Here is a 19,549-nt window from a genome sequence, read left to right as displayed (position 1 = left end):
CAGGTCAACGGATTACCAAAAGGTTTAGTGTCATAGATGCCGACAGCAGCGCCGCGAGATGCTGACATTGCTGACACAAATCCTGGCATTCTGCGTCACCTTTCACTGCATCAACAGAATCTGCCTACAGTCCGAGGTCATCGTATGGAAGGTAATTGACAGCCTCGGCGTGGTCGGTGCTGATCTCATAGCCGAATTCGTCTGCCGGTTCGGCGTGCTGTCGATGGTGTTGTTCGTGCGCTAGCTGGGTCTCTGTGAGGTTGCGGCGGCGGTGTTGTTCGGCGCGGTATTCCTCGAGTTGTTGGTTGATGTCGGCGATGCGGGTCCGGACTTCCTCGCCGGTGTCGGTTCCTGCTTCGGTGTGGTGTTGGTCGGTGTCTGGTGTGTGTTCAGGGGCGGTGTTCAGGAGTTTGTCCCAGCCGTCGGGGGTGCCGGCGAGCAGGATGGCGTCACGTTTTGCCTGGCGTGCGGCGGCTCGTGCGGTGCTGTGTTCGCGGCTGCGTGTAGTTTGTTCGGCGATCAGGGTGTCGATGAGGGCCGGGAGTGTGCGGCGTTGGCCGCGTCGGTAGGTGGGTGTGGCGTCGAGATCGGTGCGGGCTTGGTGGAGTTCGGTCGCGACGGCGTGGAACGCTTTGGCGGCGGTGTGGAGTTGCTGGTCGGCGGTGTGGGCGTCGCGGATCGCCTGTTGTGCTGCGGTGTGGCGGCGGGCGAGATCGTCTGGGTCTGGCTGATTATCGGGTGGGTGCTGGGGTGGGTTGAACAGGATGGTGTCGGTGTCGGCGAGGGCGAGGCGTTGGTGTAGTTGGGCGATGTGCTCGTCGAGTTGAGTGTCGGTGAGCAGGTAGAGCGGATTGTCCAGCACTGGGTCGGCGGTGGCTGGGTCGGTGCGTCGCGATGGCTGGGTGGTGTTCGGGAGTGGGTGGTCGTGGAGCCAGGCTTCGATCGCGGCCCGGTGGGCTGGGTTGGGGCTGGCACGCCAGTCGCGGCGCAGCATCGCGCGCGCGGCGGCGGGGGGTTTGGTGGCGGCGATGTGGGCGCAGCGTGCGGCGATGTGGTCGGCGGGATCGTGGTCGGGGATGCCGTGCTGATTGCGGTCGCGGCATTCGCCGCATAGCCCGTCGTCGGCACGGCGCGGCGGCACCGGGGAGGCGTCGGTGCGGGTGCGTTCCAGACCACAGGCGACACAGCCCAATCCGCGCGTGTCGGGAAGGGCGGCGCGGTCGTAATCGAGTGGGCGGTGCTTCGGGCGCGCATCGGGTAACACCTCGCGGTAGTAGTGATGCAGAACTCCATCCGGAACTACGTTGTCGTGGGGCTGGTCGTCGATGTCGGCGCGGGTGTCGTGGTAGCCCTGGTCGGCTTGGCGGGCAGCGATCTGTGCGTCGGTGAGTTGTTCGCGGCGTGCATTGGGGTTGATGTGGTCAGGGTGGTCGCGGGCGACTTCGCGGTGTCGGTCGCGCTGGTAGCCGGGTTCGGCTGGGCGGGTGGGGGTTTGGTAGACGTGCGGGTCGCTGGTCGGTGTGCATGCCTCGATGAGTGCCCGATGCTCAGGGAGACGCTCGGCAGCCCACCGCAACCGTGCGCGAGCGACGGGAAAGGCATTGCGGTACAGAGTTTCTGCGATGTCAGCGAGGACGGTGTGTTGTTCATCGGTAGCGATATCGGCGAGCTCGCCGAACGCATCGACGCCGACAGCGATCTGGCCGGTGCGGAACAGTTCGGCCACCTCGCGAATACGTTCGGGGAACTCAGCGGCGTCGGTTTCAGTTCCGATGTCTACCTCGGAGGCCGGTAGTGACACGGGTTCGGGGGGCATTGTCTGGCGGCCTTCCTGGTTGTATTCGGGTTGCGGTGGTGCAACAGGGGGCGTGGTGGACTCGGGCGAATCCGCGCGACCAGGCGCGTCGGCGGTGGGAGCGTTGGTGTGTGGGGTGGGTGTGTGGTGCAGGAGTGCGTCGATGCGCCAGGCCAGCGCGCTGGCGAGTTGGTCGGGGCGTAAGCCGGGGGTGTCGTCGGGTTGGGCGGCGAGGAGCAGTTCGTGCGCGGTGGCGAGTAGTTGCTGGGGCGTCCAGTCGGTGCCGGTCGCGCGGTCGATCGCAGCGACCACACGCGGCCATGCCGGGTCGGCGGTGACCCGGTCGGCGGCCTCGTCACCGAGAACAGCGCGCAGATCGGTGATCCAGTCCGGGCGCAGGTTGCGGTGTCCGCGGCCGGTGTCGAGTGCGGAGGGTTCCAACTCCAGGCGCGACCACAGCGCGGCGGCGGGCATCTGATCGGGCAGCGGCCGCAGCGCCGAGGCGTCGGTGAGCCGGGTTTCGATGTCGATTCCCGCGCGGGAGGCGACTTCGATCTTGTCCGCGAGAACGGGCCAATACGGGTCGGTCACGACGCGGGCCTCCAACCGCTGCACGGTGGCGGCCCACTTGTTCACCGGCAGACCGATATCGCCGAGCGCGTCAGTGACGCGGGCGTCGAGGAGTTGTTGGTGTTCACGTTCGAGCGCGCCGTAGCGGGGTGCTCCGGTGGGGCGCATGTCGCGGTCGTCGATGTGCAGGCTGGCGCGCCAGACCGCGAGGTCGCCGAGCAGCTCCGGATCGGTGCCGACGAGCGGTCGGGCCCAGTGCGGCGCTGTGACCGGAGTCCACTGATGGCTGTCGCGGCGGATCTGGGACGCGAGGTCGCCGACGATGCGGGCACGCGGGGTGACTTGTGTGGAGTCGAGATCCTCGCGCAGACCGCGCGGGATTCCTTGTGCCCACGGCAGCGGTCCGGCGCCGGTGGAATGCGCGCCGGAGGGGTCCAGACGCCAATCCAACACCGCGGCAACATCATCGGCGGTGTCGAGTTCCCGCAGACGTGCGGCGGTGTGCAGGGCCTCGATCGGGTCGTGCCCGGACAGCGCGATCATCGCCAGATGCTGACGCAAAACAGGGTAGGCGGGGCTGTCGGTGAGGTGCGGGCGCAGAGCTTCCGCGGCGGCGTCCAGACGATCTAGACGCTCAGTGCCGAGGGCATTTTCGGCGGCGACACCGAGCGCGTCGAGGTAGATATCGAGGGCGCGCCCGATCCGGATCCGCGGGTCGAGCGCGTCGCGTAGTTGGGTGTGTGCCGATTTTTGTGCGCCGTCGCGGCCCAGGATGCGCAGCAAAACTTCGACGGCGGTGCGCGGAAACACCGCCGGTTCACTCCAGAACGAGCCCTCACTGCCGTCCAACGCGGTCGGAATGTAGGCGTGGTTCGCGTACACACCGCGAGTGAGTGCGACGTAAAGCTGCTGCCGGGATTCACCTCCGGTGAGCGCGATGTGACAGGTATCGGCGGTGATTCCCTGCGCGGAATCGATCGTTGTGGCGTACCCGAGGCGCACATGCGCGGTCACATAGTCGGCGGGAAGCCGCACACTCGCACCGCGTTTTTCCCCGGAACGTAGATGCGTTGCGGTCAGGCTGCCGTCGTCGTGAACGGCGGTGACGGTCCAGGTGTAACCGTTGCGCACCCAGTCGTGTGCGCCCAAACGTAGGCGTGGATTGTTGCGGCGGGTGCGGATCGTGTCACCGACCGACGCAACCAAGCCGTCGGCGAGCACACATTCCGCGCCTACGGTGCCGCCGCTGCGGGTGATGCGATCGGTGCGGGCGCGAGCGTTGAGCGCTTTGACCACCTCGTGGTTTGCGGCCAGCATGATCGCCTCGCGGCCCGCGAGATGGTCAGCAGCCCAGGCGGTGTAGGTGTCATCCTGGGTCGCACCCAGGTGGCCCGCGTGCACGCGAGCATTGTCGAGATACCAGCCCAGAGCGGCCGGATCGCCTTCGCGCAACTGCAAACTGGCCGTCGCCTCGGCCGTCGAGGCGAACCGCACGACGTGGGTCAGGGTCAGGGTGTGCTCGGGAGCGGCAGCGTTCATGTCCGCGTCCGCGCCGCCGGCCTCGATCGCGGGCAGTTGCTGATCGTCGCCGATACAGCGGACCGTCGCACCACGAGAAGCCAGAAACCGCAGCAGCCGAAGCCGTTTGAGGTTGCCGAGTTTGACGTGCTCGTCGACGATGACCAACGTGTCGGAGTCGATTTGCAGCACCCATTGCGGCAGCGGCGGCGGGACATCGCGGTCCAAAGCCGGGTTGTCCGGGCGCGGTGTGTGACGCGATAACACGTCGAGGACCTTGTCGACGGTCTCGACCCGGGCGCCGATCGATTCCCCGAGCACCGCGGCGGCTGACGCGGTGGGTGCCAGACCGAGGACTTGCCCGCCGCTGGTGTGCCAGGCGTCGGTGAGCACAGCCATCGCGGTCGTCTTGCCCGATCCGGCGGGGGCGTTGGCGGTATGCACTCGTAATCCCGAGGTCGCGAATCCTTCGATCACACTGACCTGCCCGGCATTCAACGGCCTATCCGGGTGCAGCGTGTTGTAGTCGCGCACCGCCGCAGCCACGGTATCGGGGGTGAGTTGGCGGGCGCCGGACTGCACCGACAGCTCGATCAGCTGCTTTTCCACCGACAACGTGTGCGCCGAGGTATACAGCTGCGAGCCTGCGGCCGTATAGACGCTGGAGCCGTCGCGACGACGCAACAGCTCAGGCACCGTACGCAATTCGGGTACGTCCGCGATATCGGGGTCGCCGCGTCCGATCGACTGTGCCGGTGAGAGTGCCTCGGTCAAGACGGCTTCGGTGGCCTGTTGCCAATCCTGGCCTCGGATGCGGCCGCGGATCTGCCGCTCGACTTCGGCGCGCACATTGTTGGGCCGCCAGGTCGCTCGATGCTCCGCCACCACCTCCAGCACGCGCTCGGCGGTGTGCGCGATCCACTGCGCCGACACCGGAACACGCGGCGCACGAATCGGATTCAACGCCGCCACGACTATCCGCGACAGCGTTTCCCGGCCGCCGAGCAGCGCGACGGCTTCGGCCCGCCAGCTGGTGCGTTGTTCGGCCAGTGAGCGTAGGTGGTGTTTGGCGGGGCGGGTTTCCAGGGTGGCGCGCTGGGCGAGGTCATAGATTTCGCCGGGGACGGGTTCGCGGCCGAACTGGTGTTGGAAGTCGGCGGTGAGCTCGCCCAAACGCACTTTGATCGCGGCTTCGCGCCGTGACCACGCCTCGATCAACCGGGGTGGGATGCCGACGATTTCGCGGATCGGCCGTTTGGTGGGATCGGTTCCGGCGCGTTCGGTGAACTCCACACCGACGAGATCTTCGAGGTGGTGCTCCAGGCGGGTGTTGTAGATCTCGGACACGGTGACCACCGCCTGGTAGATCGCGCCACCGTAGAGGGTGCGCCAACGCCCGTCCAGGGCGCGGACCCGGTTGGCGATCAGGACGTGGGTGTGCAGGTCCGGGTCCCCGGCGCGGCTGTCGCGGTGGGTGAATGCAGCCGCGACGATGCCCTCGACATCGACCTGCCGGATCCCGTTGCGCCCCAACCGGGTGAACACCGCATGCTGCTCGAGCCAAGCGAGTGCGTCACCGATCGCGGCCTGGTGTGCGGCCTCGATCTTCTCCGCGACCGCGCGCGGCGCCAGAGCCCACAGCACCGACACCGACTTCACCGGCGAGAACGTGATGTCGAAACCGGCGACCGCGGTCGTGTTCGGGCGAGAGTTCTGTGCCACCCACCCCGACAATTCACGCTCATTCAATGGCGCACGGTCGTATGTTTCGGTGAACATTTGTGTCGCGACAGTGGTGCGAATCCGCGCCCGTTCAGTGTCGGGAATGGCGTCGTGCGGGTCTGAACCGCGCACAATATTGTGTTGCTCGAATGCCTGCGCGCACCGTTTCCGGAACTCGGAAACCTCGGCATAAACACGAAACGGGTTACCCAGACGAGAGGCTTTATCGGCGGCGCGGGCAGCATCTTTGTGTTTCGCGCCGAGGCGGATCTGTTCGTCATAGACCGAGGTTTCGATCACGTCGGCGTTGGGATGACGACCCAAACCGAACAGCGATTTCATCTGCTCCTCGGTGACTTCATCGCCTGTGGTGATGCCCAGAGACCCCAGGCCGGTGCCGTGCCAGCGCCCTGGTGCCTCCCCGTGAGCGGAGTAGTAGTCGGCCAGGCTGGACCGGCCGCGAGCGGGATCATCGTTCGCGGCGACATTACGCAGGTAATACTGATAGCCATTGCCTGCCACGACTTTATGAATTGTCGCGGTCATATATCCATCAGGCACGAATCAGGCGATTACCGCAATGGGTTGGATTTGACTATTTTTTAGTCAAATTAAGCAAATCCCCAGGTCGTTACCAAATCGTTACCCTGGATGAAAGAGGTTTGCTTGTGAGAAAGAGATAAAGAGGGAGGAGTAGGTGAGTAGTAGAAGAAGAAGTGTATAGGAGGTGAGTGAGGTATGCGGGTGGGTGGATGAGAGTGATGCGTGGAGAAGCGGTGGGGTGAAGAGTGAGGAGACATGGTGGTCGCGAGGGGGCTGGTGAGTGGGGCCGGATCCATGTGCGTGGTCCCGGCCCTTGGCCGTCGGCGGTGCGAGCGCTCAGGTGAGTGGTGCGGTGATGCGCGTCCGCCCGGCGGACTCGCAGGCGTAGTGGCGGTCGTCGATGGCGACGACGTCGCCGACCGACAGCGACCGCAGTCGTTTGTCGGTCCACGCGTCGGCGTGGGCGTGGTCGTCGGGGTGCTCGGGGTGGCCGTTGAACGCGGCGAAGGCGCGCTCGAGGATCACCGCGTCGGCCGCGGGACCTTCGGTCGAGATGGCGTACTCGTAGGCGAGGGCCAGCGGCGCGGAGGGGGTGTAGCCGTGCAGCAGGGAGTGCGGGGCGTGGTTGAGGAACACGCGCACGGTGACGGTGCGCCGGTGTGGTGTGACCGCGCGGTGCAGCATTCGGGTGAGGCGGCGTAGCCCGGTCGGGTATCGGTGCATCAGGTGGGCTCCTGAGATGTTGGGGTGGTGGACCGGTCCGCCGTGGGCGCGAGGCAGCCACGGCGGACCGGCGATCAAGGGGAGGCAGCTGGATGTCGGGTCAGGCCGCCTGCGACTGACGGGGGCGGGCGGGGGTGAGGCCGAGGTCGATGCGGCAGGTGAGGCAGTAGTTGTCGGCGTGGATGACGGCGTGGCGGGTGCAGCCATCGCAGCGGCCGTGACGCTGATCGGCGCCCAACCTCACCCGCCCCTTCCGCCCGGTGGCGCGGGGACGCGGTGCTGCATCGGTGGCGGCAACCTCGCTGGCGAGCTGGAGCGGCTTGGCCGGGTTCGGGGTCAGCTCGGGATGGGTGGCGAGGAAGCGGGTGATGTGGCGGCAGATCGGGTGCGGTGCCGCCCGGTGCCAGACTTCGACGATCAGGGCGTGCGCGGCGGCAGGGTAGGTGGCGGCGAGGAATTCACAACGAGAGATCACGAAGTCCGCGGTGGTGAACTCCTTGGGCAGCGGCGGGACCCCAGGATGTCCGTCGGCGCGGCAGGAATCGCAGAGCCCGTCATCGGAGACCAGCTGTCCGTCGCGGATGTGGATGGGGCGCTGGTCGGTCATGGGGCGTTCGATGAAGCAGGACACGCACCGCCATCCCATGACCGGGACCATCGCGGCGTCGTCGTAGTCCAGGCCGTTGCCCTGGATCGGGATCTCCGGTCGTGCGTCGTCACGCACCCGCAACCCGGTGCGGGCATCGGCGAACGCCTTCGCCTCGTCCTCGGTGATCCGACCGCCCCGCCGGGGCGCACCGCCGTGACCGCGTCGGCGCGAACGCGGACCCCGCGGCGCGGTGTCGTCGTGGCTGTCGAAGTAGTCGCTGGTGCGTTCGTCCAACGTCTGGTCGGTGTGCTCGCCGTCGCGGCGGTCCTTCCAGGCGGCGCGGTGCTCGGTGTCGTACTGGCCCGCAACGTAGTTGAGGTAGACGCGGTCCCAGAGTTCGGTGGCTTCGGCGTGGTCGCGGGCATGGCGACGGCGCTGGCGCTTCGCGCGTTCCTCTTCGGAGTCGGGATCGGGTACCGGAACCTCGATCGGGCGCTGCGGCGGTTCGGGCGCGGCGTCGGGGTCGGGGATGGTGGTGCCGTCGGTGAACATGCTGCCGGTCACGTACCCGGTGATCATCGCCTCGGTCGCGATCGCATACGGCAGCAGGTGGGCACGGTGATCCCCAGGAATACTCAGCGTCGGAACCGGGCGGGCCTGCGTGCGCGCGGCGACCTTGTCGGGGGCGAGGCGGGCGGAGTCGGTGGCTCGCGCTGGGACGCGGTGGGTGATCAGCGGCCGGTAGCGCTCACGCACCGGCATCGGTGGGAGTTCGGCGGCGGTGTAGGAGACCTCGACGATCTCGGGCAGCTGCCGGGTGTGCAGGCCGGGGTCGGTGTCGGGGGCGCAGAGGTTGATCAGCTCCCGGCGTTCGGCGTCGGCTGTCTTCCACATCGCGTCGAGCCGTTTGTGCGCGGTCTGGAACGGGTAGCGGGTGAAGGTGTCGGTGAGCTCGTCGAGGAACGCACGTTCCTCGGCGGTGGCGAGAGCGAGCACGTCGGGGAACATCTCGCGCGCGAGGCGCGGGCTGTCGACGTGGAAGAGCCGGTCCAGGTGGAACAGAGCATCGAGGAAAGCACTGGGCATGACGAATGTCCTGTCTCGCGAGGAAAAAGGAAACCCACCCCGGGAGATCGCGTGCGCTTTTTCGCAACACGAGGGGTGGGCGGCTGGTCGGGTGACCCGCCTGAAGGGCGATCGACCAGCGTGGCGTGCGACGCGGCGGAGGGAACGCGCCAAAATTGGGTGGGCGCGAATTTCCCGCGCACACAACCCAACCCACACCCGAACCGCTGGGCGTCGCGCCGGAGGGAAATTCGTGCACGCACGGGCGCGGGCACGCAGGCGCGGCGGACGCCACCCTGGTAGCCCTTCAGTCAGGCGGGGCGCTCGACCAGACGAACACCCCGGACACCCCACCTGACCCTCTTGTGTTCTTCCTTCGTGAGACCGGGGTCAGGCCACCAACAGCGGACGGTCCGCGAAGTAGGCATCGGCGTCTGCTTCGCCGCGGCGGCGGCGTGCGGCGCTGCGTTCGTCGCGGGCGCGGTGGCGCAGCATCACGGTCCCGATAGGTCGGGGCGTGTGGCGGGCGCGGCGGCGCGCTATCGCCTCGGGCGCGGTCCGTGCCGCATCGGTCGCTGTGGTCGGGATCGCGTGCAGGCGAAGGTCGTCGGCGAGATCACGGACCGAGGTCCGCGTCCACCGAGCGAGTTCGACTTCCATCGGTACCTCGACGGCGTCAGCGGTCGCGTACAGGCCGGTATCACCGTCGGTGATCTCACCGGTTTCGACCTCGGGCGCGCCGATGCGGGCGCGTGCGATCGAGACCACCCGTGCCAGCGCTGTTTTCGGGCTGTGGGCGAAGGCTCGGTGGATGAGTCCGAGAAACGCCCAGTCTTCGGCAGTGACGTCGTTGAGCGCTTGGCGGAACTCCAGGCGCGCCCGATACGGTTCGGTGTCGATCAGCTCGGCGAGGGCAGCGATATCGGATAGCAACGGGGTCACCGCGATCGCGGTGCGGGAGGCAGAGGAGGTAGTCACATCGGCTCCTGATCACGAAAGTGGAATGGATAGAGCGGGATTCGTTTCGGCGGGCGACACGGTGCCCGGCGGCTACCGCCGGGCATCGTGTGTTGAGGAGGTAGATTCAGAACTGGGGGTCGTCGTTGCCGGTGCCGCCGCCGAAGGAGCCCGCGCCGTTCACCGCCCACGGATCGTCGGTCCCGCCGGTGCGACTGGTGGCTGCTGCGCCGACCAGTTCGCCGGACCGGTCATCGGAATTCGGGCGAGCGTCCGAGCGTCCGAAGCCGTTGTCGCCGCCTGTGCCACGTTTGACTCGGTTGACTTTCGCCGTGGCATAGCGCAATGACGGGCCGAGCTCGTCGACTTCGAGCTCAACGACGGTGCGGTTCTGGCCGTCGGGGGTCTGCCAGCGGCGCTGCTTCAGACGGCCAGTCACAATGACACGCGAGCCCCTGGTCAAGCTTAATCAACGTCTCCGCGGCATTCTCCGCGGCCTCGCGCCAGAGGTTGCAGCGCAGGAACAACGCCTCCCCGTCTTTCCACTCCCCGGTGTTGCGGTCGGGGTAGCGTGGTGTGGAGGCGACGGTGAAATCGGCGACCGCAACACCATTCGGGGTGAAACGAAGTTCCGGGGCGGCGGTCAAGTTGCCTATCACGGTGATGACGGTGTCTCCGGCCATGGGGGGTGCTCCTTCACTATTCGCGGGGGATGTGGTGTGCGACCACGGCGCACGGTGTGGGGGTCAGGGATGTGTGCGGGTCGTGGCGTCGACGGCGGTGATCAGGAGGGAAGGTCGCCGACGGGTGTGGCGGTGAGGGTGATGCTGGTGACGCGGTCACGGGCTGCGGGTGTGTGAATGCGCACCTCGATACGCGCTGTGAGCGCGCCGGGTGCCGGGGATCCGGTGTGCCAGGGTTCGAACCGGTCCTCATCCAGCGCGGGCAGGTTCGCGCGGATCCACGCCACGAGCTCGGCGGCGCTACCGATCACTACAGTGCGGTGTGGTCTGGAGCCGCACAGCTCATCGGATCGGTGCCGAGGTCGATGCCGAGGTCGGCGGCGATCCCCAGACCGCGACAGGCCAACCGGCGCAGGATGTCAGGGCGCATCCCGGTGTGTAGCGCTGTCGCCAGCAGGGTCGCCATGGAGTGTGTGGGGTCGGCGTCGAGGGCGGCCTGGAGGGCGACGCCCGCGAGGGGGCCGTCGCCGCGGAGGTAGGCGCTGTAGGCGAGAAGTGTTGCGGCATCGGCACGGTCGCTGCCCGGCAATGCTCGCGTCAGTGTGGCCCACAGGTTTTCCGCGGCGGCGGCGTGCTCGCCGACGGCTAGGGCGAACAGCGAGTCGCGCACGGTCCGATCGCGCAGTGCCGCGGCCAGTTCTGCGCATGCCGGGGCGGTGAGCGCCCCACCGGAGTCGGTGTCGGCGATCTGCCACAACACGAGTTCGAGTGCGCGCCGGTGATATCCGTCGGGATCACCACGCCGGACCGCCGTCTCGTAGCGTTCGTGCACGAGAGTGTGGGCGCTGTCGAGATGAGCCGTCACCTGCTGGACCAGTTCGCCATCGGGGGTTACCAGATCGGTCAGCTCCGAGCGGTCGCCGCGGATCGGGCGTCCGTTGAGCACGTGCGCCAAGGTGACCATCGATGCGGCCGGGTCCGGCAGTACCCCACGACGATTCGCCTCCAGCAGGCTCCACCACCGCTGCTGCGCCTCGATCGCGCGTACGGCCCACGCGCCCTCGAGGAACACCTCCTGCTGTGCGAGCCGCCGCGCGAACGCGGCGATGAGCGCGGCCCACGGCCCGGTACTCACCGCGCCGTGTCTGCGGGTGGGACGTGGTTCGCGCACCCGATCATCGACGATTACCGCGAGCACCTGCGAGGCCCCCTCTGTGGCACAGATCTGCGCCACTGGCTGTGCGTATGCCGCGGCCAGACCACGCCGAGGGCCGCCGTCGGGTTGCAGATCGAAGCGCAGCACCGCGTCGATGATCGGACTGTGGCCCGGATTCGGTGCATCCCGCAGGACAGCGACTACCAGGGACCGCTGTGGTACGAACCCGACCATCGCGGGCACCGCGACAATCAATTGCCCGGGATCATCGACATGCAATCTGTCCGCGGCCGTGTGGTTCTCGTCGGTCTGGTCGGAGGCGGAGTGCGTATCGGTGCTGGCTGGCCACTCGGCGTCGTCGGTGTTGTCGGGCATGGGTTTTCGTCTCCTTCGGAATGATGTCGGTGGTAGGTGCGATTCGCCGGGGGTAGGCCGTGCCGGGCCCGGCCTCTCGGCTCGAGGAATGCGACCGGTTGGGTCGATGCCGCGGCAGGAGCAGCAGTGGCCTCCCGGCGGGGCGGATCAGGGGTGCACGCGCCCGGTGGGTGTGGCTCGACCGGTGGTGAGGGTCAGCGGGCGGCCCGCACCTATCCAGGCGGAATGGGCGTTGCGGTGGAGTGAAAGTCGTTCCCGCTCAGGCGATGCCCGGTGAGGTGGGAAGCCCGGTCATGGCGAGGGAGGGCGTCGGACCTTGCCGTGCCGAGGGTGAGGCGATCGCGATCGACGACGACCGCAGAGGGTTCATCGTGCGGGCCCGCCGTCCCGCCTATCTGGGCGTGGACGAGTTCGAGGTGTGGCGGGATTCGGGTGATCAGCTGTACTGCTGCAGGGACGGTGGACACCGCAGTGCACTAGGCGGTAGCCCAGCGGCGCGCCCGCGCGGGCAGTATCGGGGCCAGACGCTGCGCCACCGGTCCTTGGTGCGGGCGTTTCCTGATCAGGTGTGCTGTGATCGGGGCATCGTCGAGGTCGACGCGGTAGGTGTGGCCGTCGGGTTCGATGACGTCGAAAACAGTGGTTGTCGAGTCGGGCGCACGATAGATGTCGAACGCCGCGAACGCGGCCGAGAGCGGATCGTCAGCGCTGACGTCGATCTCCCAGCGGACGTAATACTCGGGCACAGCGGGACCTCCTGATCCGATGGCAGGGGATTTAGTGGCGCAGCCGTCGGGGGCGTGCGCGGCTGTAGCGGAATCCGTTGCTGACGGTGCGGTGCGCTTCGGCGGCGGTGAATCCCTCGACACCGATGTGGGCCGCGGCGGCATCGAACAGGACGGTGCGGGCGTCGTTTTCGCTGACTTCGTCGGCGGCCACCAGCCGACCGAGGACCAACGCTGACCGGAACAGGGTGTGGTTGCGCAGGTGCACCCGCGCGCGAGCGACTCGCTCGGCTTCCCCGGCCAGGATCGCCGCCAGATACGAATCCGGCGCGACCGCCACCGACCTATTCCAGCCACCGGTCGGTGGCGGAGGCGGCGGGGGCGGCAGGAGTAGAGCGATCAGCATGCCGGGAAGATCGGCGACCGGCCGGTTCTCGGCAACGGTGTAATCCCCGTGGGGCGTACGGGATCCGGGGGCGACGATGTAGCCGCCGTGCCCGCGGGAATCGATACCGTCGCCGATGCGTGCCACCGTGCACCGCAATATCGGCTCGTTCGGGGCACGGAAGTACAGGTGCCAGCCAGCTGGGGTGGCGATGGTCAGCGTCGGTGGCGCGGGCTGGGGCAGATGGTCAGTGAGCCGGGCCAGGGCGTCGGTGAGGTCGTGAGCGGGTGGGCTCATGTGGCGTGGATCGAGATCGATGACGTGCAGCCCACTGGGCGGGCCGGTCTGGATCGCGACGTTGTAGCGCGGGTTGTAACCCCACCAGCGGTGGATGAGATCGTCGTCGGTGCTGGCCAGGTCGGGCCAGCGTTTGATCGCCGGCTTCTTCCCACCCGGGCGTAGCGGGAACACCGGCCAGCCGCGGGCGGCGGCAGCAAACGCCACCGCCCGCAGATCCAGGACAGCGGTCACGGGATGGACCTCCTACATGTTCGAAGGAAGGACAACCCCAGGCATGCCGGTACGCGCGCGGTGATGAACGAGGCGCGCACCGGCATGCCGGGGTGGCCGAGGAGGTTGGTCAGGCGGCGTCGGCCTGCTGCGGCTCGTCGGGTTCGGTTGCGGCGGTGTCGATGTCGATGTCGTCGGAGTTGACCTCGCCGAGGGCGGCGAGTTCGACGGGCACGAGCGAGTGGCCGAGCTGGCTGAGGAATTTCAGGTAGCGGCGCACGCCGCGGTCGGCGTAGCGCCACAGAGTCTTCTCGCATCGGCTTTCGTAGGCACCGAGGACGAGCGCGAGCACGATCACCTGGGCGCGGGCCGGTTTCACTGTGTCGAGGTCGGCGAGCACCTCGTCACGAGCGCGGAAACCCTTGATGCCCAACAGTTCCAGGGCCGTACTGAAAGCGTGGTACTCGCTCAGTAGCCCACTGTCGGCGACCAACGCCTGGGCAAGGAACACCGGAGCCTGCGCCGGTGGGGTCTTGCGCGTCAACAGCCGCGTCACGAACTCGGTTCGGGTGGTCTTGGCCGCCAACCCCTGCTTGTTGAGCTCGCGGACCCGCCGCCTGGCCAACCGCTCCTGCTCCCGCGCCTCCGACTGGGCCTGCGCGGCGGCTTCCGCCGCAGCGCGACGCGCGGTAGCGAGCTCGTCGCCCCCATTGTGGCCGTCTTGTTCGTCCTGGCAGGCGTCGCGGGTGTCGGTGCCGTCGGCACCGGCACCGGCACCGGCAGTGGCACTGGCATTGGTGTCGGTGTCCCTCTCGCGCTCCCGCAGCCCGGCCGCCTCCAGCCGGTCCCGCGGCAGGAAGTATTCGGCGAGTACCTGTTCGCGCTGCTCGACCTCGCGGGCATGGCGCAGCCGCCCTTCGGCGGGTTCGGTATTGGGGTGCTCGCGGGTGTCCCAGTCCACGGTGTCAGGGTCGACGAGGGCGCCGGTGTCGACTTCGACCCACACCATGTCCTCGCTGATCTCCAACCACACCAGCCACAATCCGGGGTTGGCATTGATATGACCGGTATCGACCGCGGTGCCGTCGGCGTCGACCAGATCCGCTGCCAGCACGAGCGGCCCGTTGTCGGTGAATTGTCCGTCGGCGGGGTAATCGGTGAGGATCCCGATCCCGGTCTCGGCGTAGGGCAGTGCCGTGGCCAGGTAGGCGCGTGCTTGGGTGCGGTCTTGCGCGATTCGGTTGGCTTCGTAGGAGAACCAGTTGCGGTTGGCGCGGGTGAGTCGTTCGACGGCGTCGGTGTCGCCGAGGTTGTCGTATTCGGCGATGAGAGCGGCCTGTTCGAGGTCGTATTGGCCCTCGTCGACCAATCCGCGTGCGGTGGCGGAGGTTCCGATCTTTCCCGCACGTTTGACGTCGTCGCGTTTGGTCTGCAGGGCTTTGCCGACCCGGGTGACGGTGGCACCGAGGTCCAGGGCCAGCGCGATACCGGCGGCACGGTCGCCGTCGGTGAGCGGGATGCGGCGGTCGTTGACATAGATCTGTTCGAGGACCCGGTCGATCTCTGCTTCGTTGGCATCGACCGAGGTATCGAAGTCGGTGACCCACACCGGCACCTCGGACTGTTCGAACGCCAGCGCGGTCAGGGTACGGACTTGCCCGTCGCGCACGACATGTCGTCCGTCGGGCATCCGGATCACCTTGATCGGGTTCTTCACACCGTGCTCACGGATGGATTCGGTGACATCGGGGTGGTCTTCGAGCCGGAAGGTCTTGCGCACGTTTTCGTCGATGTGGAGTTCGGCGGGATCCATCGTCGGCCCCTGACCCGCCCCCGGCGCGGCGGGGACCGCGCTGTCGGACTCGGCGGCGACGTCACTGGCGTCGGGTGCCGTGTCGTCGATGGTGATGGTTGTGTCGGTATCGATGGTGTCGGGGGTGGGTGTGTCGGTGTCGTGCGACATCGAATATGGCTCCTATCGTGAAACAGGTAGGCACCGGCCAGCTTTGGACTGGTCGGTGCCTACCTGAGAACGGATATGACAGGTGTGAACTGGTGGCGGGCCGCTCGAGGGCATGGCGGTGCGGTGGATTTGGTTGCGAGGGTTAGTTCTTGGTGCGGGCTGCGACGTTGATCGGGTGCAGGAACCGCGCGCCGTGCTGGTCGGGGTCGCTGTAGCGCCAATGCTTGGCTTTCCAGTCCGGGTGCTGCTCGCGCCAGCGGGTGACGGTGGTTTCACCGAGTGCGGTGACGGTTCCGGCGATACCGAAATGTTCGGCACTGTCGAACTCGGTGCGGGTGAGGGTCATGGTTTCGGGCATGCGGAAACAACCTCCTTGTGGGTTTGGGCCGCCAAGGGCCCCAGGGGATGGGTGAGGGAAAACAACGACTAGATCCGGCCGACCGGGCGTGCTGGGCCTGTGGCGCTAGTGGTTCAGACGAGGGACATCGCTTGCAGGGCAAGGTCGTCCAGGGTGTCGGCGCGGTCGGCATCGGGAATGGTTTGGGAGTAGCTGGTGACGGCGTTGGCGATGCCGGCGGCGGTGAGCTGACCGCCGGCGATGAAATGGTCGAGGATCCCGCTGCGTTCGTCGTCGGTGAACCCCAACTTCTTGGACACGACTTCGATGGTGCGTTCGGGGTGCGCGACCGGAGTCGCGGCGTGCCGCTCCAACTCGGTGACACGGGCGGCCAGAAATTCGGGGGACAGCCATTCGGCGACCTTGTCGCGGGTTTCCGCGGTGATCACCGCGAGGCGTTTGCGGTAGGTGTCCTGTGACCAGCTTCCGCCTACGTCGAGGCGGTCCCCGATATGGCGTTTGGTGTAGGCGAACATCGGTAAGGTGAGTCCGTTGCCGCAAATCTGGACGACCAGTTCCGGTTTCAATGTGACTGCGTGGTGTCCGATCTCGGAGTTGGAGAACCGGAACCCGGCGAACACGATCGGCTCGCTGCCGGGCCGATAGCCGTGGCCTTCGCGGGCCGCGACCGGGCGCCACCGCGCCAGTTCCCCTGTGGCGCGGCGGCGTTCGGCCTCGAGGTCGGGATTGCCGAACGGGGTCCGATAATTCGCCAGGAAACCCGGTGCCAGCGCCCGCACCTTCGGCGAGTACACCTTGCAATGCATGGAGGACTCGGTCAGATCACACGAACGCACAGACACATCCGCATCCGCTTGGCGGATACCTTCCAAGACGGCGGTGAGGACGTCGAGGTTGTCGATGATCCCGTAGCGATCCGACAACACTGCCCGCAGAATCCCGGGCTCGTCGGGGACACCGGAGGTGAACAGCCGTAGCAGAAACGACCGGTCATCACCGGTGCTGGGCAGGCGCGGGGCGTTGCAGCCATGCAGCAGGCCGTTGATGTTGGCGTCGTAGAGATCGGTGCGGGACTCCTCGCGCAACCACTTGAGATACCCGACGGGGATCTTGAGCTTGGACCCGAGGTGGGAGTCGGCGGCGGCGGTGGGCCGGTAGAGGCCGTCGACGAGGGTGAAACCCCGCTCATCCAGGACCGGTTCGACCCCGGAGAGTTGCAGCAGACCATCACTGGCACGCAACGCCGATGCCGGGGCGACGACATCGAGTTTCGCGGCATGCTGAGCATTCAGCAACCCGACCAGATCCCCCAACTCGGCGTGACGCACCCAGGTAGCGATCGACATAAGTCAAAACTCCTCTCGCACAGACAGATACGGATTCCAGAGCAGGTGAGTGCAGGCCTGGGCCGCCGTGCGGGTTACTGCTGCTGGCGCAGTGCGGCCACCAGCGCCCACGACGCGTCGACCTCCGCGCGGGCCGTAGCGTGGCGGCGAAATGCCAGTTGCTCAAGGCCTTGAATGGCCTCCAGGTCGCGGGCGGCGTTCTGGCGGCGCTGCTCGGCGGCCCAGTGCCGATAGCGGGCGGCGCGGTCATCGGTGAGGAATTCACCGGTGATCTTGGTGACGGTGTCGGACACCAGCTTCACGGATGTCCGCGTCGGCAGTGGCCAGCGGATACCCCAGATGCACGCTCAGATATCCGGGTTCGTCCAGACACACCCGCGCGGTAGCGCCGCGCCCGGTTCGAACCGGGCGGTGACGCGGGGATTGCCGAGGCGCTCCTCCTCGACGACCAGACTGAAGAACTGCAGCACCACCATCGGCCGGGCCTCGGTGATGCCATCCACCATCGGATGGTGCTCGCTCATCCCGGCGGACACCTGCCCACGGATGGGTGCGTCATTGCTGGAGGACCGGGTGTAGGAGGATCCGTAGCGGTGGAGTTGGTGTAGGCGCTGACGGCGAATGCTGGAGCGGGCATGACGAATCCGGGTTTCCTCCCGATGACGGGGTGTGTTCAGTTGGGTGCCCGGACGGGGCCGGAGAATGGCTGCTCGATCTGGGTGATCGCTGCCCGCGACCGGCGGTGGCGCGCGACTCGTGGTGTCGGCGAAGTCGGTGGTGACGACTGCGGTAGCGAGGCCGGGTTCAGGGGTGGAGGGCTGAGGGCCGGGTGCATTCGCACTCGGGGCCGACGCCGATGTCGCGGCCGTGGCACCAGTTGGTCCAAGCGTCGGCGATATTCGGGCGCGAACCGCCCGCGGCGACGAGTACGGCGAAGGCATGCCCGAAATCGATCGCCTCCCCAGCACCGACCCCACGCGCGTCGCACCAGCCACGCACGTAGCCGATGGCCTCGAAACACAACAACTCCGCGCTCCGGTTCCGCATCGCGGCGGTGTACTGCTCGAACGCCGGCACCCGGGTCATCGGTCTGCTCCGGGTCCGTCGGCGACCTCGCCACAGCTCAGCCACGCCCGCCAGGAGTTCGGGTTCGAGGACAGGGTGGTGCGCCGCTGGGCGAGGAACTCCGGCGGCACTGGTCGTGGCGGCTGGTGTGCGGACATGGCGAGCAGCTCCTTCGTGGGATCGACGAGCCCGCCCCGCACCCATGCGGGTGCGGGGCGGCGGTGACAGAGTTTGTTTTCAGGCTGCGGCGGCGGGCAGGTAGGTGCGGGCCTCGACGATGACGCGGACCTGGTTGTGGACCTGTTCGCGCCAGCACACCGGCCCGGACACCGGGAACTCGGTGACCGGCAGCTCGATCGGTTCACCGCGTAATCGGCACGGTTCGCGGCGCTGCGCGCTCACCCGGACCACTCCCGGGTCGGTGACCGGCTCTGGTGGGGTGGCATACCAGCGGTCGGGGTGCGCCCACACTGCGGCGTATTCGAGGCCGTCGATTTCCCAGTACCAGCGATCGGACTGCGGGCCGCGGTGGTGGCCGAGTTTGGTCTTCCCACCACAGCGTTTCGGACGCGGCGGCAACGGGCTCGCGTCGAAGTCCTCGAAGACATCCGGGAACCGGTCGCGGGCTTCGGGTTCAGTCATCACAGCAGTGATCTCGTGGTAGCGCACGGTGTAGTCGGTGGTGACCTCACGATGACAGGTCCGCTTGTCGAGGATGGTGTGCAGCGGCGTGCGCGGTTGCGGAATGTTGGCCACCGACACCGATTTCGTGTTCACGCGAGTGACCTGCCACCGACGCGGACGAAGTCACCGACGCTGAAATCCGCGGGTCCCCAGCCGGGGGTGAGGCCGTCGGCGATCTGTTGATCGCGGAGCTGATGCCAGTAGGTGATCTCATCGCGGCGTTGCGCCATGCGGTCCAGGACTCGCTGCCGGTACTCACCCGTTGCGGGGGAGTGGGTTTCGCCGTATTGGACCTCACCGTCGGCGGTTCTCGAAATCACCCGGGTGTGACCGTCGAGGGTGCGTTGATCGCCGCGCTGCTCGGCCTCTAGGGCCTCGATACGATTGGCCACGGTGCGTGGGGCGTAGCGGTGATCGGTGGTTCGCGCCGCCGCGTCGGCGCGATCATGCGCGTGATCGGCGTCCCGGCCCGCCTGCACCGACCGGCCCAACGCATCCCACGTCTTCTCGATCGCGCGACGGTGACGGCGTTCGGAGTGATGGCCGATCTTGACCGGCTCACCACCCGGCGGCAACGCCTGAAATTAGGCGGAATTGCATCTGATGCATCTCCGTCGACCGGGCGACGCCTGTCCGTCCTCGTCGGTCGGGTGCGGCGAACGTTGCCGAGACTATCAGTTGCGGGGTTTAGCAGCCTCTCTGAGGTCTTGCGGCATCAATGTTGCGTCTGATACAACAGGCGGGGGCCAGCTGGGCCGGATACCTCGCCGCTGCCGAAGACGAACCCAAACCAGTCGACTGATCCGAGGTCGACCAC

The 19,549-nt window shown here is 67.3% G+C and carries 17 protein-coding genes and 1 pseudogene; all 18 read right to left on the bottom strand.

All coding sequences use genetic code 11. The features are described 5' to 3' along the window. Positions 1–124 precede the first annotated feature (124 nt). The 18 genes and pseudogenes from mobF to OIE68_RS16730 all read right to left on the bottom strand — a co-directional run bounded on the left by mobF (position 125) and on the right by OIE68_RS16730 (position 19,307). Complete coding sequence (gene mobF / locus OIE68_RS16815; RefSeq protein ID WP_327100291.1) at positions 125–6,151, bottom strand: MobF family relaxase; 6,027 nt, start codon at positions 6,149–6,151, stop codon at positions 125–127. Between the two features lie 333 nt (positions 6,152–6,484). Continuing rightward, positions 6,485–6,871 (bottom strand): hypothetical protein, encoded by a 387-nt coding sequence (locus tag OIE68_RS16810; protein ID WP_327100290.1) that lies wholly within the window; start codon positions 6,869–6,871, stop codon positions 6,485–6,487. 100 nt (positions 6,872–6,971) lie between these two features. Further along, the gene (locus tag OIE68_RS16805) at positions 6,972–8,546 is read right to left on the bottom strand and encodes a hypothetical protein (protein ID WP_327100289.1); all 1,575 of its coding nucleotides are present in this window, start codon (positions 8,544–8,546) and stop codon (positions 6,972–6,974) included. A gap of 369 nt (positions 8,547–8,915) precedes the next feature. Further along, entirely contained in the window at positions 8,916–9,503 is a 588-nt protein-coding gene (locus OIE68_RS16800; protein WP_327100288.1) for a hypothetical protein, read from the bottom strand. A gap of 106 nt (positions 9,504–9,609) precedes the next feature. Then, positions 9,610–10,165, bottom strand: a pseudogene (locus OIE68_RS16795) (single-stranded DNA-binding protein). A 101-nt stretch (positions 10,166–10,266) separates the two neighbouring features. Then, the gene (locus OIE68_RS16790; protein WP_327100287.1) at positions 10,267–10,476 is read right to left on the bottom strand and encodes a hypothetical protein; all 210 of its coding nucleotides are present in this window, start codon (positions 10,474–10,476) and stop codon (positions 10,267–10,269) included. Further along, on the bottom strand, positions 10,476–11,696 hold the full coding sequence (locus OIE68_RS16785; RefSeq protein WP_327100286.1) for a DUF4192 domain-containing protein: 1,221 nt from the start codon (positions 11,694–11,696) through the stop codon (positions 10,476–10,478). Before OIE68_RS16785 ends, OIE68_RS16790 begins: the two co-directional genes overlap by 1 nt. 476 nt (positions 11,697–12,172) lie before the next feature. Then, positions 12,173–12,442, bottom strand: coding sequence for a hypothetical protein (locus OIE68_RS16780; protein ID WP_327100285.1), 270 nt, complete (start codon positions 12,440–12,442; stop codon positions 12,173–12,175). A 31-nt stretch (positions 12,443–12,473) separates the two neighbouring features. Then, positions 12,474–13,337 carry a bifunctional DNA primase/polymerase gene (locus OIE68_RS16775; protein WP_327100284.1) on the bottom strand — a complete coding sequence of 288 codons (864 nt, stop codon included), beginning with the start codon at positions 13,335–13,337 and terminating at the stop codon, positions 12,474–12,476. A gap of 109 nt (positions 13,338–13,446) precedes the next feature. After that, positions 13,447–15,279: a ParB/RepB/Spo0J family partition protein gene (locus tag OIE68_RS16770; protein WP_327100283.1), complete on the bottom strand. Its 1,833-nt coding sequence runs from the start codon at positions 15,277–15,279 to the stop codon at positions 13,447–13,449. 142 nt (positions 15,280–15,421) lie between these two features. Then, positions 15,422–15,637 carry a hypothetical protein gene (locus OIE68_RS16765; RefSeq protein ID WP_327100282.1) on the bottom strand — a complete coding sequence of 72 codons (216 nt, stop codon included), beginning with the start codon at positions 15,635–15,637 and terminating at the stop codon, positions 15,422–15,424. Positions 15,638–15,750: 113 nt separating this feature from the next. Next, a complete protein-coding gene (locus OIE68_RS16760; RefSeq protein ID WP_327100281.1) occupies positions 15,751–16,983 on the bottom strand; it encodes a hypothetical protein in 1,233 nt (410 codons plus the stop codon). 74 nt (positions 16,984–17,057) lie between these two features. Then, complete coding sequence (locus OIE68_RS16755) at positions 17,058–17,285, bottom strand: hypothetical protein (RefSeq protein WP_327100280.1); 228 nt, start codon at positions 17,283–17,285, stop codon at positions 17,058–17,060. A 45-nt stretch (positions 17,286–17,330) separates the two neighbouring features. Then, entirely contained in the window at positions 17,331–17,507 is a 177-nt protein-coding gene (locus OIE68_RS16750; protein WP_327100279.1) for a hypothetical protein, read from the bottom strand. A gap of 280 nt (positions 17,508–17,787) precedes the next feature. Beyond that, positions 17,788–18,069 carry a hypothetical protein gene (locus tag OIE68_RS16745; protein ID WP_327100278.1) on the bottom strand — a complete coding sequence of 94 codons (282 nt, stop codon included), beginning with the start codon at positions 18,067–18,069 and terminating at the stop codon, positions 17,788–17,790. Further along, a complete protein-coding gene (locus tag OIE68_RS16740) occupies positions 18,066–18,206 on the bottom strand; it encodes a hypothetical protein (RefSeq protein WP_327100277.1) in 141 nt (46 codons plus the stop codon). Before OIE68_RS16740 ends, OIE68_RS16745 begins: the two co-directional genes overlap by 4 nt. 79 nt (positions 18,207–18,285) lie before the next feature. Then, positions 18,286–18,825 carry a hypothetical protein gene (locus OIE68_RS16735; protein WP_327100276.1) on the bottom strand — a complete coding sequence of 180 codons (540 nt, stop codon included), beginning with the start codon at positions 18,823–18,825 and terminating at the stop codon, positions 18,286–18,288. Beyond that, positions 18,822–19,307 (bottom strand): DUF3560 domain-containing protein, encoded by a 486-nt coding sequence (locus OIE68_RS16730; protein WP_327100275.1) that lies wholly within the window; start codon positions 19,305–19,307, stop codon positions 18,822–18,824. The genes OIE68_RS16735 and OIE68_RS16730 overlap by 4 nt, the downstream gene beginning before the upstream one ends. Positions 19,308–19,549: the final 242 nt, after the last annotated feature.

The sequence above is a fragment of the Nocardia vinacea genome, assembly GCF_035920345.1.
Taxonomy (GTDB): Bacteria; Actinomycetota; Actinomycetes; order Mycobacteriales; family Mycobacteriaceae; genus Nocardia; species Nocardia vinacea_A.
This window is presented reverse-complemented; position numbering and strand designations above follow the sequence as displayed.